At 39.9% G+C, this 14,711-nt stretch carries 12 protein-coding genes; 4 read left to right on the top strand and 8 right to left on the bottom strand.

The window, feature by feature from the left end; genetic code table 11:
- Positions 1 to 51: 51 nt before the first annotated feature.
- The gene (msrB, locus tag M998_RS00610; protein ID WP_068444239.1) at positions 52 to 465 is read right to left on the bottom strand and encodes a peptide-methionine (R)-S-oxide reductase MsrB; all 414 of its coding nucleotides are present in this window, start codon (positions 463 to 465) and stop codon (positions 52 to 54) included.
- Positions 466 to 821: 356 nt separating this feature from the next.
- Between msrB and gapA the strand changes: the two genes are divergently transcribed.
- On the top strand, positions 822 to 1,817 hold the full coding sequence (gene gapA / locus M998_RS00605; RefSeq protein ID WP_068444242.1) for a glyceraldehyde-3-phosphate dehydrogenase: 996 nt from the start codon (positions 822 to 824) through the stop codon (positions 1,815 to 1,817).
- Between the two features lie 332 nt (positions 1,818 to 2,149).
- Complete coding sequence (locus M998_RS00600; protein ID WP_068907114.1) at positions 2,150 to 3,031, top strand: D-hexose-6-phosphate mutarotase; 882 nt, start codon at positions 2,150 to 2,152, stop codon at positions 3,029 to 3,031.
- Positions 3,032 to 3,122: 91 nt separating this feature from the next.
- On the opposite strand, the gene M998_RS00595 is transcribed toward M998_RS00600, so the two are convergent.
- The 4 genes from M998_RS00595 to fadR all read right to left on the bottom strand — a co-directional run bounded on the left by M998_RS00595 (position 3,123) and on the right by fadR (position 7,625).
- Positions 3,123 to 3,875, bottom strand: a complete 753-nt coding sequence (locus M998_RS00595; RefSeq protein ID WP_068444250.1) for a MipA/OmpV family protein — start codon at positions 3,873 to 3,875, stop codon at positions 3,123 to 3,125.
- A gap of 111 nt (positions 3,876 to 3,986) precedes the next feature.
- A complete protein-coding gene (alr, locus tag M998_RS00590) occupies positions 3,987 to 5,057 on the bottom strand; it encodes an alanine racemase (RefSeq protein WP_068907113.1) in 1,071 nt (356 codons plus the stop codon).
- Positions 5,058 to 5,110: 53 nt separating this feature from the next.
- Positions 5,111 to 6,412: a D-amino acid dehydrogenase gene (locus M998_RS00585; protein WP_068444258.1), complete on the bottom strand. Its 1,302-nt coding sequence runs from the start codon at positions 6,410 to 6,412 to the stop codon at positions 5,111 to 5,113.
- A 496-nt stretch (positions 6,413 to 6,908) separates the two neighbouring features.
- Positions 6,909 to 7,625 (bottom strand): fatty acid metabolism transcriptional regulator FadR, encoded by a 717-nt coding sequence (fadR, locus tag M998_RS00580; RefSeq protein ID WP_068444261.1) that lies wholly within the window; start codon positions 7,623 to 7,625, stop codon positions 6,909 to 6,911.
- Between the two features lie 222 nt (positions 7,626 to 7,847).
- On the opposite strand from fadR, the gene nhaB reads away from it, so the two are divergent.
- Both nhaB and dsbB read left to right on the top strand, forming a co-directional pair.
- Positions 7,848 to 9,395 (top strand): sodium/proton antiporter NhaB, encoded by a 1,548-nt coding sequence (gene nhaB / locus M998_RS00575; protein WP_068907112.1) that lies wholly within the window; start codon positions 7,848 to 7,850, stop codon positions 9,393 to 9,395.
- A 156-nt stretch (positions 9,396 to 9,551) separates the two neighbouring features.
- Entirely contained in the window at positions 9,552 to 10,067 is a 516-nt protein-coding gene (gene dsbB, locus M998_RS00570) for a disulfide bond formation protein DsbB (RefSeq protein WP_068446499.1), read from the top strand.
- Between the two features lie 113 nt (positions 10,068 to 10,180).
- Here dsbB and M998_RS00565 read toward each other — a convergent pair whose 3' ends face one another.
- From M998_RS00565 to M998_RS00555, 3 genes are all read right to left on the bottom strand, one after another.
- Positions 10,181 to 12,460 (bottom strand): FdhF/YdeP family oxidoreductase, encoded by a 2,280-nt coding sequence (locus M998_RS00565; RefSeq protein WP_068907111.1) that lies wholly within the window; start codon positions 12,458 to 12,460, stop codon positions 10,181 to 10,183.
- Between the two features lie 335 nt (positions 12,461 to 12,795).
- Positions 12,796 to 12,996 carry a DUF333 domain-containing protein gene (locus M998_RS00560; RefSeq protein ID WP_248846445.1) on the bottom strand — a complete coding sequence of 67 codons (201 nt, stop codon included), beginning with the start codon at positions 12,994 to 12,996 and terminating at the stop codon, positions 12,796 to 12,798.
- A gap of 327 nt (positions 12,997 to 13,323) precedes the next feature.
- Positions 13,324 to 14,511 (bottom strand): sugar transporter, encoded by a 1,188-nt coding sequence (locus tag M998_RS00555; protein ID WP_068444274.1) that lies wholly within the window; start codon positions 14,509 to 14,511, stop codon positions 13,324 to 13,326.
- Positions 14,512 to 14,711: the final 200 nt, after the last annotated feature.

Genomic DNA, 14,711 nt, shown 5'->3' with positions numbered 1-14,711 from the left:
ATTGCTCCGATAACATATTTTATTCAGCAAACTTCAGCACCCGCCAGCACGCTAACCAAGGGTCTTTTCGCCGTTATCATCATTTAAAAAGCTTAATGATGCTGAATTAATACAGTAACGCTGCCCTGTTGGCTGAGGGCCATCAGGAAAAACGTGTCCTAAGTGTGCATTACAATGTTGACAACGAACTTCCACTCGATGCATTCCATGAGAGAAATCTTCGATATATTTTATTGCATCTTCGGTGATAGGCTGATAGAAGCTAGGCCAGCCACATCCAGCGTCAAATTTTGTATCTGATAGGAAAAGTGGCGTGCCACAACAGAGGCATTCATACACTCCGTCTTTACGGTTATGCAATAATTGTCCACTGAAAGGCGGCTCGGTTCCTGCCTGCTGGGTGACATACTGTTGCATTTCGTTTAGTTTTGTAAAATCAATAATTTGCTTATCTTTACTAGACATGTTTTACCCATATGTTTAGCTTGAAATACGGTATTAATTCCATCATACACTAATTTCTAAACAACAAAAAATTAACAACATTTTTAGTAAATCTATTCTAAACTATTAACTAGCGCTCTTTACGTTTTGATTTGTGACCCTCCTCACATAACTCACTGATGGATGGTTTCATTATTCTGTACAATCCCGATAATACGTGCGGCGCTATTTGCCCCTAAAGTGGCTGACAAATAGGCAGTTAGTGGTTTTAAAATTGATTATTTTCAATAATTGACACGATTCCGCTTGACGGCTGGCAAGGTTTTGGTAACTTTAACTACAACTTAATTCACGAATAAATAGCTGGTGGAAATACTATGACTATCAAAGTAGGTATTAATGGTTTTGGTCGTATTGGCCGTATCGTTTTCCGTGCTGCACAAGAGCGTTCTGATATCGAAATCGTTGCTATCAACGACCTGCTCGATGCAGAATACATGGCATACATGTTGAAATATGATTCAACTCACGGTCGTTTTAACGGTACTGTTGAAGTTAAAGATGGTCACCTAGTTGTAAACGGTAAAAAAATCCGTGTTACTGCGGAAAGAGATCCTGCGAATCTGAAATGGAACGAAGCTGGTGTTGACGTAGTTGCAGAAGCAACAGGTCTATTCTTGACTGACGAAACTGCACGTAAACACATCCAAGCAGGCGCGAAGAAAGTTGTTCTGACTGGTCCTTCTAAAGATGACACCCCAATGTTCGTTATGGGCGTTAACCACAAGAACTATGCAGGTCAAGAAATCGTTTCTAACGCTTCTTGTACAACTAACTGCTTGGCACCTTTGGCTAAAGTTATCAACGACAAATTCGGTATCGTTGAAGCACTGATGACAACAGTTCACGCAACAACGGCAACTCAAAAAACAGTTGATGGCCCTTCACACAAAGACTGGCGTGGTGGTCGTGGTGCTTCTCAAAACATCATCCCATCTTCAACCGGTGCGGCTAAAGCTGTTGGTAAAGTTATCCCAGAACTGAACGGTAAACTAACGGGTATGGCTTTCCGTGTTCCTACTCCTAACGTTTCTGTTGTTGACTTAACAGCTCGTATTGAAAAACCAGCTTCTTATGCTCAAATCTGTCAAGCTATCAAAGAAGCTTCAGAAGGCGAGCTGAAAGGCGTATTGGGTTACACCGAAGACGAAGTTGTATCAACTGACTTCAACGGCGAAAAACTGACTTCAGTGTTCGATGCTAAAGCCGGTATCGCACTGAGTGACAACTTTGTGAAACTGGTTGCGTGGTATGACAACGAAACTGGCTATTCAAACAAAGTATTAGACCTGATTACTCACATCTCTAAATAAGCGCTGTTAAGTAACAAGTCTGACTGAGCCGCCAATTGGCGGCTCTTTTGTATCGTATCGAATATAAAATTAACGCTTCATAATTTTACCTTCTTCACTTATCGTTAATGCTATTATTCGATACGCTATAAATATGGCTTATTTTAGAATAAACACTATTCACTGCGGCTTGAAGCATGCCGAATAGATACTCTAAATAATTCAAGTTGCAGCTAGGCGACAAGTAAATGAGTCACTAGGAGCCTACATAAGTAAGTGACTCGTGCGAATGAATATAGTCAACAACGCTGCGGCTTGAAGTATGCCGAGTATTAACTTTGAGGCCTAATACCATGCACGAAAAAATCTTTGATCTACCTGTCATTAAACAACTTTCCGCATATATTACTCAGCGCCAATTAGGCGAATTACCACTTATTGTTATTGCACATCCAAAAGTTCGCGGTGCAGTTAGCCTGCAAGGGGCTCAACTTCTCAGCTGGCAACCTTCTGGGCAAAAACCTTGTTTATGGTTAAGTTCTGAGAGTGCATTTAAGGAAGGGACAGCAATTCGTGGTGGCATTCCTATTTGTTGGCCATGGTTTGGCCCTGTAAGCAGCCCAAGCCATGGCTTTGCGCGTATTTTACCTTGGCAATTTACCGCCCATAATGAGCATGATGATGGTGTGATGCTAACCTTTACGCTGACGGATACTGAATATACGCGTAAGCTTTGGCCTCATGAGTTCACCCTTATCCTCCGCATGAAGCTAGGTGAAACCTGTGAGCTTGAATTAGAAAGTTATGGCGACTTTGATGCGACGGCTGCCTTACATACGTATTTCAATATCAGTGATATCCACAAAGCGACCGTTTATGGTCTCGGCGGTCACTATTTTGATAAAGTTGCAGATAAAGAAGTGTACGCATCAGAACCCCTTAAATTTAACAAACAGACTGACCGTATTTATTCAGAGCCTGAAGAATACAGCCTACTACGCGACGATGGCTGGTCTCGCACTATCGAAATACATCATTATCATAATAGTGATGTGGTTTGTTGGAACCCTTGGGCTGAGTTATCTTGTAGTATGCAAGATATGCCAAATAATGGATATAAACAGATGGTGTGCCTCGAAACCGCACGTGTCAATGAGCCAATGAAGAGTGAAGCTCAACACCCTGCTCGCTTGTCATTAGTGATGGTTTGTCGAGACAACAAACCGCAAGAATAATAGACAAAATAAACCCCCAAAATCAGACTAGACCTTTGGGGGTTACTGAATTAAATGCTGTCGAATGACCCTTGTTATTCGACATATTTAATTAGAATGTATACATAATACCTGTCCACATAATGGCAGAAACAGATTTATTAACCATTGGACTATCTTTGACTTCATTAGAAAGGCGATCAACACGCCCAGCAGCGAATGCTGTCCAATTTTCGTCGAAGCGGTAGTTACCTGATAGCTCCAAGAATGGCGTCCAGCTGCTCCCCGGTTTATAGCGATCTAGTCCACTATTACGCGATTCCTTTGAAGAGATCCCATATTCATAACTGGTTTGGTTTTCACTGTCCCATTTAATCCCTACCCCTGGAGTAAGAGACCATTTATCACCACTGAAACCATAAAGATAAGCCGCTTCAGCACGTAAACCATTACTGATCCCCAATACATCACCAGAACCAATAAATCTCAGTGTGCCCCAATCCGCTTTATGCTTATAAGTAAAGCCACCCATCACCGTATCACGGCGACGGTCTAATTCACGCATATCACGGTCATCGTTTTCTTTTGGTTTAAAGAATTGTGGATAGTAGTATGCATCAAGTGAAAGTTGGTCAACACCATCATTCCACAGGTAATAACCCGCAGCTAAGGTATGAAAATAAAAATTTTCACTGTCATAGTTAATGATAGGTACAGGCATGACATAGTCACTAGACTTAATGCCTTTATACGGTGTTGATTGTGCCAGAACAGAAGCACCTAATGACCAAGTCCCAGCAACTGCCGCGCTAGATAAAGCACCTAACGCCACAGCAAGTGTTGTTAATTTAATGATTTTAGACATATAAAATCCAAGAGTGATTGAACAGGTATTAAAAACATATGTTATCGCAATAGGGATGAATTCCCAACATACGTATGATAAATCACATTTAAAGCTAAATCGATAAACTAATCAACCAGAATAGCTAATAGGGACTCTTTTAGCTAATGCGCACATTAATTCATAGCCAATTGTACCGGAAGCCTGAGCAACATCGTCAATGGGTAAATTTTCCCCCCACAGCTCAACGTTTGTGCCTATTTTTGCATTTGCACATTCAGTAATATCAATCGTTAGCATATCCATCGATACAGCGCCAAGAAGCGTGCTTTTTAAGCCATTACACCAAACTGGCGTTCCCGTTGGGGCATGTCTCGGATAGCCATCAGCATAACCACAAGCAACAGTGGCTATGCGCATCGGTTTAACAGCTGTAAACTTACTACCATAACCAATTGATTGCCCGGGCTTTATATGATGAATTGCGATTATTTCTGATCGCAGCGTCATTGTCGCTTTAAGATTATAGTGCGCAATATCTTTCCACTTACCACTCGGTGAGGCACCATATAATACAATGCCTGTACGGATCCAATCATAATGGGTATCACTGTGCCACAACGCCGCACCTGAATTAGCAATACAAGTGGGTAGCGATAGGCTATCGAATTGCTTAATTTGCTGATGAGGAACTTGTGTACCCGTTTTCAAATCAGAATTAGCAAAATGACTCATCAAGGTAATTGCACTTATTTTATGCATGCCTTGCAACCGCCGTACAACGCTTTCGTACTCATCCGTACTAAAACCTAATCGGTTCATTCCACTATTTAATTTTATATACAATGCGAGTGGATTATTGAGTGTAGTATTTTCAATCACGGCTAATTGCCATTCACTGTGTACACTTGTTGCCAGATTATATTGGTCGATAATCAATAAATCTTCAGAATGAAAAAAACCTTCCAATAATAAAATTGGCCCTTTCCACCCCTCTTGGCGCAACAAAATAGCTTCGTTCAGGTCTAAAACGGCAAAACCATCGGTGTCGCTTAAGGCTCGCCAAATTGATTTAATGCCATGTCCATAACCGTCCGCTTTCATCACGGCCCAAATTTTGGCTTGCCCAATCTGTTTTCGTACTATGGATAAATTATGACGAAAATTTTGTAAATGAATAACCGCACTAATTGGGCGTGGCATAGCAATTCCTTTGTTTATGGATCCAATAACTGTAATGATTTGTAGCCACTCAATTAACGCGCTGGCGATAATTGGCCAGAAGTCGTCAATCTTGTATTAAAGCCATCAATATACCTAAATACAGACAAGTCGTCAGATGCTATATCAGGCTTATTGCCTGACATCAAATCAGCTAACAATTTCCCTGACCCACAAGCCATCGTCCAGCCCAACGTGCCATGCCCAGTATTCAGGTAAAGATTACTGTATGCAGTCGGCCCGACAATTGGCGTACCGTCTGGTGTCATTGGCCGTAAACCTGTCCAAAATTGGGCTTGTTCGATATCACCACCACCTTGATAAAGATCTTCGACTACCATCTTGAGTGTTTCACAGCGTTTTTTCAAAATATCCAGATTAAAACCAACAACCTCTGCCATACCACCAACGCGGATGCGATCATCAAATCGGGTTACAGCTATTTTGTAAGTTTCATCTAATACCGTTGAAACAGGGGCTCGCTGTGCATCAATAATTGGCATGGTTAATGAATAACCTTTCAGCGGATATACAGGGATATGAATAAGTTGTTTTAGCATTGAAGTTGAATATGATCCCATCGCAATAACATATTTATCGGCTTGGTATATTTCTCCATCAATTTTAATCCCACTGACTCTATTTCCTTCTGTTAAAATTTGCTCAACATGGACACCAAATTTAAACTTTACACCTGCTTGCTGTGCCATTTTTGCTAATTTTTTCGTAAATTGCTGGCAATCACCTGTCTCATCATTCGGTAATCTCAAACCGCCTGATAGCTTATGTTTTACATACTCTAAAGCAGGTTCTGCACTCACTAACTCATCTGCAGTTAAGAGTTCGTAAGGAACACCCTCTTGTTTCAGCACCGCAATATCATTCGCTGCACTATCAAACTGTTTAGCCGTTCTAAAAAGTTGTAATGTGCCACCTTGACGACCTTCATAACCGATACCGATATCCGATCTTAATTGGCGAATACAGTCACGGCTATATTCTGCAATACGAACCATCCGGCTCTTATTCATCGCATAATGCTGGATATCGCAATTTTTAAGCATTTGCCACATCCAACGTAATTGGAATAATGAGCCATCAGGCCTAATGGCTAAAGGGGCATGTTTCTCAAACATCCATTTTACCGCTTTTAAAGGGATCCCTGGCGCTCCCCAAGGGGTCGCATAGCCTGGAGAAATTTGCCCTGCATTTGCAGCACTGGTCTCTTCTGCCACATCATGTTGTCTATCAACAACAAGGACTTCATGCCCTTCTTGCGCTAAATACCATGCGGTTGTAACACCAATAACACCTGCACCCAATACCAGAACTTTCATAAATCCCCCTGCGTACAACTTTAATATATTGGTTAGAATAATATTCTAGTTTTCATTTTCCAATACAGTCGATTAACATTTTTAACAAAAAAGTCAAAAGCTCCATTTGAGATCATATTTTAGCCACCGCCCAATATTTTATATCGCATAAAAAAATACTAAAAAATACATTTATCCTTAAATATCAATTTACTTGATATTTAAATCAGCCAAAACCTAAAATTAAAAACAATCATATACGGAGTTTTACACTTATCTAGCAACATTTTATTTCATCTGGTTGTTTTTGTTCAAATTCTAGCGACTTTATTTTATCGATATTTAATTCCGTTAAAATATTTTCAACCAAAATTAAACTCTAATTTTATTATATTTACCTTTCACATATAAAAATCTCATTGAAATAGTGTTTTATTAAAATAACCGTGTGTAAATTTAGAGATAAAAAAACCAGCACAGTTGTGCTGGTTAATCATTGAAACTAAAGATCTGTAGCCTAGCGGATGTGTGCTAAATCGGAAGGCATATTACTTTGCATACTGTGCCAAATCATTCCACTTTCTTTACCGTAATTCCTAACACATTCCATAATCCGGTCATATGCCTGTTCACGGCAAAGGTTAGACAGCTGTTGGTAAAAATTCAGAGCCAAGCGTCGCGCATCCGGATTTGAGAAGTAATAACGACCGACTCGCGTATACAATCCTCTAAGGCCATTAATAATCAGCCCATAAATAGGATTGCCTGATGCAAAAGCAAGACCACGAAAAATGTTATAATCTAAATCACTAAAAGCATCAGAATTATCTTGTACTTTTTCTTTCTCTGCCAAAACCTCAAGTGATTTTTCTGGGTTGTTACGAAATGCCGTACGGATAAAGATAGCCGCAATATTCGTTCTAACCGCAAGTAGGTTATCAATCAATTGTGGGACTCTGTCATGATCTAATCTTGCTAAAGTCTCAAGAATATTCAGGCCTGAAGTTTCCCAATAGTTATTCACTTTGGTTGGTTTCCCGTGTTGAATGGTTAACCAACCATCACGAGCCAATCTTTGTAACACCTCACGTAATGTCGTTCGTGTCACGCCAATTACCTCAGAGAGTTCGCGCTCAGCAGGCAGAATAGATCCCGGTGGGAAACGATTGTTCCAGATGCTTTCTATAATATACTCTTCCGCAAAACCTGCCGGACTTTGAGCTTTAATGACCATATTTTTATTATTCCAAACATATTTAGACGGGTTCTAGTGGAAATCATACCAGACTGTCACAAATTGAGATAGTTAGACACCCAATAAACAGTGAGGACAATCATAAAAATCCCATATAATTCATATATTATCTATAAGCAAATGGGCTTAAATAATGCAAAAGATAAGAGTAGTATGTAAAGTATGGTTACACAACATCAGGTAAAGAGGACATCAGTCATAATGGATTTTAGTTTAAAACGCGCTTTTTTGAAGAATTTTCTTGGCCATTCACCCGATTGGTACAAGTTAGCCATCATCTCATTTTTAATTATTAACCCACTCATTTTTTATTTTGTCAGTCCATTTGTTGCAGGCTGGATCCTTGTTATTGAATTTATATTTACATTAGCCATGGCTTTAAAATGTTATCCATTGCAACCAGGTGGTTTATTGGCGATCGAAGCTGTCATTATCGGTATGACATCACCCGCTCAAATATCTCATGAAATCAGTAATAACCTTGAAGTTATCCTCCTATTGATCTTTATGGTCGCGGGGATTTATTTCATGAAGCAATTACTGTTATATGTATTCACAAAGCTATTAATAAACGTCCGTTCTAAACGAATTCTCTCGTTAGCATTTTGCTTAGCAAGTGCGTTTTTATCTGCTTTCTTAGATGCATTAACCGTCATTGCTGTCGTTATCAGTGTCTCTATCGGTTTTTACTCGATTTATCATCAGTATGCTTCTAGCCAACACAATGATACCGATCTGCAAAATGATAGCTTCATTGATACTGCAGAGAAAAAACAAACGCTTGAGCAATTTCGTGCTTTTTTACGCAGTTTAATGATGCATGCGGGGATTGGTACTGCTTTGGGTGGCGTCATGACCATGGTTGGCGAGCCGCAAAACTTGATTATTGCCAAGCATGTTAATTGGGATTTTATTACTTTCTATCTTCGTATGGCACCCGTTACCATTCCTGTCTTCTTCTGTGGATTAATCGTTTGTTTCCTTGTCGAGAAGTTTAAGTTATTTGGCTATGGTACAGAGCTGCCTGAATCTGTACGTCAAATATTAACTGAGCATGATAAAAAAATGAGTGCGAAACGCACCAAAAAAGAACAAGCACAGTTAATTGTCCAAGGTTTAATTGGTATCTGGCTGATCCTAGCCCTTGCCTTCCACCTTGCAGAAGTGGGTCTTATTGGTCTTTCCGTTATTATTTTAGCGACAACATTTTGTGGGATCACTGAAGAACATGCGTTAGGGAAAGCATTTGAGGAGGCCTTGCCCTTCACTGCACTTTTAACCGTATTTTTTAGTATTGTCGCCGTAATTATTGACCAACAGTTATTTACCCCCTTTATTCAGTTTGTTCTTCAATCATCCGAATCATCGCAGCTATCGCTTTTCTATCTGTTTAATGGGCTATTATCTGCCGTTTCAGATAACGTATTCGTGGGTACGGTCTATATTACCGAAGCGTTAAAGGCCGCTAATGAGGGGCTTGTATCTCAAGAACAATTCGAATTACTGGCAGTAGCAATTAATACTGGGACAAATTTACCTTCTGTCGCAACGCCAAATGGGCAAGCTGCATTCTTATTTCTGCTAACATCAGCATTATCACCACTCATTCGCCTATCTTATGGCAGAATGGTATGGATGGCATTGCCTTATACCATTGTAATGACCATTATCGGTTTACTTGGTGTTGAGCTTTGGTTAGTTCCCATCACCCATTGGATGGAAAGCTTAGGTTGGATTGCATTGCCTTAAAAATATGATTTATGCTTATAAAGCCGCAGTGTATTGCGGCTTTTTTGTAATGTTACGTAAAACCCTATCCGAAATCTCTTAATCTGTGTTTTATCGCTTCTTTTATCAGCTAGATAGGGGCAAAATGTGCTAATTACTATTTTAGGGATTCTAAGTATGTTCAGATTTTTTAACTACTGTTCACAAGGAAGAGGCGCATGGCTACTTATGGCCTTCACTGCGTTTATGCTTGAATGTGCTGCGCTCTATTTTCAGCACGTTATGAAGCTCCAACCTTGTGTAATGTGTATTTATGAACGTGTTGCATTGTTAGGCATTATTGCTGCCGGCTTAATCGGTGCCATTGCGCCTCGCAATAGGGTTATCCGTTGGGTTGCGATTATCACTTGGATTTATGCCGCTTGGCGTGGGCTCGAGCTCTCATGGGAACATACCATGTTACAGCTCTATCCATCACCTTTTGCCTCTTGTGATTTCTTTGTGAATTTCCCAGACTGGCTGCCATTACAAGAATGGGTTCCAGCCGTATTTGAAGCCTCTGGTGATTGTGCAGAAAGGCAATGGGCATTCTTGAGCTTAGATATGCCACAATGGCTAATTGGTATTTTTGCAGCCTATATGTTGGTAGGTATTGTCGTTGCTATTAGCCAATTTTTTCCATCCAAGAAATAATGACTAAAAAAAGATCCTATCCGTAATATGAAGTGACCCCCAATAGTTGGACAATCAATTACTGGGGGTCTTTTTTATCTTTCAATTATGTATTTTCTGCTAACTTCGATTTATTAGAGACAAAGCTCCAATTTTACTGGGATATTTTTGTAAGCCGGTATACCGCATTGTGGATCAAAATTATCCAACGAAATTAAGTTATTTGCCTCTGGAAAATAGGTTGCAACAGAACGGTCAGCCATGTCATAAATAACAACCGTAAGATTATCTAAACGTCGCTTAGTCGGTTTTTGATCACAATCTAACGCAATTATATTGACCTTATCCCCTGCTTTTAATTTCTGCTTTTGTGCTTCTGCTTGGCTAATAAAAATCACATCTCGCTGACCAAAAACGCCCCGATATCGGTCATTCATTCCATAGATCGTTGTATTATATTGGTCATGGCTACGTAATGTCGCTAAAACCAACTCACTATTAACTGCCGATTTAGGATCTTCAATGACGCCTTCTGTTGGCATAAAGTTCGCTTTACCTGACTTCGTTAACCAACGTCGCTCTGATGCTGCATTAGTAAGATGAAAACCACCCGGAATTTTTATTCGTGCATTATAATCATCAAAATCAGGTAAAACGGCTTCCATTGCATCACGGATTAAATCATAGTTATCGATAAAATCATCCCACTCAACTTTCGTATTCGGTATCGCCGCTTTCGCAATACCGGCAACAATCGCACATTCTGATTTTAAATGTGGGCTGCATGGTTTTAATAACCCTTTCGATGCATGCACCATTGACATCGAATCTTCCACCGTAATGCACTGTGCTCCGCTACTTTGCCTGTCTATTTCACTGCGCCCTAATACAGGTAACAGGAACGTATTTTTAGCCGTCAGTAAGTGTGAACGATTAAGTTTTGTTGCCGTATGCACGGCCAAATCGAGCTTTTTCATCCCTTCAAAGCAAGCATCTTTATCTGGCATTGCAACTGCAAGGTTACCCCCCATGCAAATTAATGCTTTAGCAGTTCCTTCATAAATCGCTTGCATACTGGCAACCGCAGCGTGACCAAATTTGCTAGGTGGGCGAAAACCAAAACGTTGTTCAATTTTATCTAAGAAACTTTTACTTGGTTTTTCTGTGATCCCTACGGTTCTATCGCCCTGTACGTTTGAGTGCCCACGTAAAGGACAAATTCCCGCTCCCTCACGGCCAATATTCCCTTTCAATAGCAATAAATTAACTAATTGTTGTACATTTTGCGTACCATGCTGATGCTGCGTAATCCCCATTCCATAACAAATAATGGTATTTTTCGCTTCAGTGTAGAGATCTGCGATTTCTTCTATAGACTCTCTCGGCAAGCCCGATACTTTTAAAATATCTTTCCAGCCCGTCGTGGCTAAATCATTTTTTAATGCATCATAACCACTGGTATGCGTTGAGATAAAATCCAGATCAAGAATAGCGGGTTTACCCGCGTCAGTCGCCGCTTGATGGCGCTCAATCAAGACTTTCATCACGCCCTTAATTAGTGCAGTATCCCCCCCGACACGGACTTTATAATAGTGTCCGGCGAGTGGCGTTGACTCTAAGGTGAGCATTTCAACCACATCTTGAGGATAAGCAAAACGTTCAAGCCCTCTCTCACGCAATGGGTTGATTGCAATAATTTTTGCGCCACGTTTTGATACTTCACGGAGTGAACTCAACATGCGAGGATGGTTAGTGCCTGGGTTATGGCCAATACAAATCACTAAATCTGCTTTATCAAAATCTTCCAGTAACACGGTGGCTTTTCCCACACCGATGGCTGCGGCTAAACCAACACTTGTCGGTTCATGGCACATATTCGAACAATCAGGAAAATTATTGGTGCCGTATTCACGAGCCAGTAACTGATATAAAAATGCGGCTTCGTTGGAGGTACGCCCAGATGTATAAAATTCAACGGTATTAGGATCTGAATAGCCACGAAGATGCTCACCTATCTGCTGAAATGCATCATCCCACTCAATAGGTTCGTATTTATCTGTCTGCGAATTATATTTCATTGGATGCGTTAAACGTCCTTCATCTTCCAAGTTGAAATCATCCCAGCTCAGTAATTCAGTAACCGTATGTTTTGCAAAAAATTTTGGTGTCGTTCGTTTTTCAGTCGCTTCCCATGCGAGTGCTTTTGCTCCGTTCTCACAAATATCAAATGATGCCGTGTGTTTTGGGTCAGGCCATGCGCAACCTGGGCAATCGAACCCGTCCACTTTATTCATATCAAACATTGCGATGACATCATGTCCAATCTTCATTTGACCACGCAATGCTTCCGCAACTGCTTTTACAGCACCCCAACCCGCAGCAGGTCCTGTGTAATCCTCAATTTTCTTTTTCATTTGTCATTACTCTTTATTAAATGGGAAACAAATTTTTATAATTATTAGTATGATTAATTTATATTTAAAACATCAACTCAATAAATGCATTAATTAAGACTAGTGACTTTTTAATTAAATATCAATCAATAACTTACACACTTATATAGATGCTCATAATATGATGAGAATCATAATTAGATTGGTTATATTATTTTTAAAAAATAAAGAACAAGGGTGTAACACTCAGTAATGGTAATAAGAAATGCATTGTTTACATATAACACCATGTCTAAATACAACATGGTGTTTGAATTTACATATAATTATTTTGAATTGGTCATTTTTAAGAACATTTAAATACACGCACCACCTTGGATTATATCGGCTGCACATCGTTTGCCATTTGCAAATTGACATACTGCCGTTTGATCGCCGTTAAGTTCCAGTGTCAAGGCTGGTACCCCGCCTGCAGAAACACAAACTTCTTGTGCTCCAGGGCCTAGATTAATAACCTGTTGTGCGTATTTTGCTCCTGAACTTTCCGCCGGAGTCATTTTTGATGATCCCGAATTGCTGCAAGCTGATAAAGAAATCGATAGCAGGCTCACTAAGCTTATTGATACAATAGGCTTCAATAGTGTACTGATTTTATGCTTCATTCCATTCTCCAGTAATATCCTTTTCTGTTTTCTGCATCAGTATGCACTGTTTTTTGAAAACAGATTAATCTTTAATATGCTGACGATAATAAATAGAATACCAATAATCGTAGCTAAATCGAGCGTTTGGTTGTAAATATAAATTACAGTAAAAAAAAACGCCATGTCCAAAATATAATGAACATAGCGCTTATTTAATTTAACAGTAAAATTAATGACTTACTATGGCGTTAATTTATCAATGAATGAATGTCTATAGCGTTTAAAGATGTACACGCACCAAATCAATGAAATTACACCAAACCCTGCACCGACATAACCAATATTTGTCATCCCTAGATGAACAATGACCTGATTACCAAGTAATGCGCCCGCCCCAATACCAATGTTGAAAATCCCTGAGAACATTGCCATTGCTAAATCTGTTGCGTCGGGAGCAAGGTCGATAACCTTAACTTGCATCCCTAAACCGATGCACATGATAGCCATACCCCAAACTATCGACAACATAATCAATGACCAGACATCTCCGGCCAATGGCATCAACAAGAATAAACACCCTGTTAATAACGCAATTGCTGAAGGTAAAAAGATTAAGGCATATTTGCTGCTGTAACGGCTAAAAATGACGCTACCAACAATTCCGGCGGCACCAAAAATAAGGAGTAATAATGTTGCAAAGTTTTGACTTTGCAACGCGATTTCGCGAACAAAAGGTTCTATATAGCTATATGCCGCAAAGTGTGCTGTCACAACCACCACAGTCAAGACAAATACACCCATTAGTGCAGGACGTTTCATGATAACAGGTAAGCTTTTTAACGAGCCTGAGTGCTCACTTGGTAAACGAGGTAAAAATTTGATCAGCGCAATCATCGTCACAAAAGCAATCATCCCGATACATAGAAACGTGACTCTCCATCCTAAAAATTGGCCGATAACTCTCCCTATCGGTAAACCCAGAACAGTCGCAAGTGCTGTCCCTGTCGCTAGTAACCCTAAGGCTTGTGCTTTTTTACCCGCAGGGGCAACACGAATGGCTAAAGATGCTGTGATTGACCAGAATACGGCATGGGATAAAGCAATCCCGACTCTAGCACCAATAAGAACGTCAAAACTCCAAGCGAATCCAGAAATTATGTGGCTGATAATAAATATTATAAATAAAAAAACCAATAATTTACGGCGCTCTATCTTACTGGTGAGCAACATCAAGGGGATAGACATTATTGCCACAACCCATGCATAAATTGTGATCATTAAACCTGTATGAGCTACAGTCATATCAAAGCTACTGGCAATATCGCTCAGCAATGCAACAGGCACAAACTCTGTTGTGTTAAATACAAATGCCGCGACCGCTAATGCGACAACACGGATCCAAGCTGTTTTTCTAGAAACCTGAGTCATTGTTTTATATCAAGCCTTAATATTTTCCAGACACTTAATGACACAAAAATAGCGAATTTGGCCATAAAGGCTATTCGTATGCATAATCAAAAAAATTTGAGTCAAAAGTGGGTTTAAACCGTATTAGGCTCGTCACATCCCCTCTCAACCGTTTATTTTGTGAATTGTATCACGTTTTTTATTGCCTTTTAAATATCTGG

It is taken from the genome of Providencia heimbachae ATCC 35613 (genome assembly GCF_001655055.1).
GTDB lineage: Bacteria > Pseudomonadota > Gammaproteobacteria > Enterobacterales > Enterobacteriaceae > Providencia > Providencia heimbachae.
Note: the sequence above shows the minus strand (reverse complement) of the source record. Positions and strands in the feature narration are given on the sequence as shown.

Coding starts and splice junctions, on each gene's coding strand:
- nhaB (WP_068907112.1), top strand. CDS start 7,848: ATGGATTTTAGTTTAAAACGCGCTTTTTTGAAGAATTTTCTTGGCCAT.
- M998_RS00555 (WP_068444274.1), bottom strand. CDS start 14,511: ATGACTCAGGTTTCTAGAAAAACAGCTTGGATCCGTGTTGTCGCATTA.
- M998_RS00585 (WP_068444258.1), bottom strand. CDS start 6,412: ATGAAAGTTCTGGTATTGGGTGCAGGTGTTATTGGTGTTACAACCGCA.
- M998_RS00565 (WP_068907111.1), bottom strand. CDS start 12,460: ATGAAAAAGAAAATTGAGGATTACACAGGACCTGCTGCGGGTTGGGGT.
- alr (WP_068907113.1), bottom strand. CDS start 5,057: ATGCCACGCCCAATTAGTGCGGTTATTCATTTACAAAATTTTCGTCAT.
- fadR (WP_068444261.1), bottom strand. CDS start 7,625: ATGGTCATTAAAGCTCAAAGTCCGGCAGGTTTTGCGGAAGAGTATATT.
- dsbB (WP_068446499.1), top strand. CDS start 9,552: ATGTTCAGATTTTTTAACTACTGTTCACAAGGAAGAGGCGCATGGCTA.
- msrB (WP_068444239.1), bottom strand. CDS start 465: ATGTCTAGTAAAGATAAGCAAATTATTGATTTTACAAAACTAAACGAA.
- M998_RS00600 (WP_068907114.1), top strand. CDS start 2,150: ATGCACGAAAAAATCTTTGATCTACCTGTCATTAAACAACTTTCCGCA.
- gapA (WP_068444242.1), top strand. CDS start 822: ATGACTATCAAAGTAGGTATTAATGGTTTTGGTCGTATTGGCCGTATC.
- M998_RS00560 (WP_248846445.1), bottom strand. CDS start 12,996: ATGACTCCGGCGGAAAGTTCAGGAGCAAAATACGCACAACAGGTTATT.
- M998_RS00595 (WP_068444250.1), bottom strand. CDS start 3,875: ATGTCTAAAATCATTAAATTAACAACACTTGCTGTGGCGTTAGGTGCT.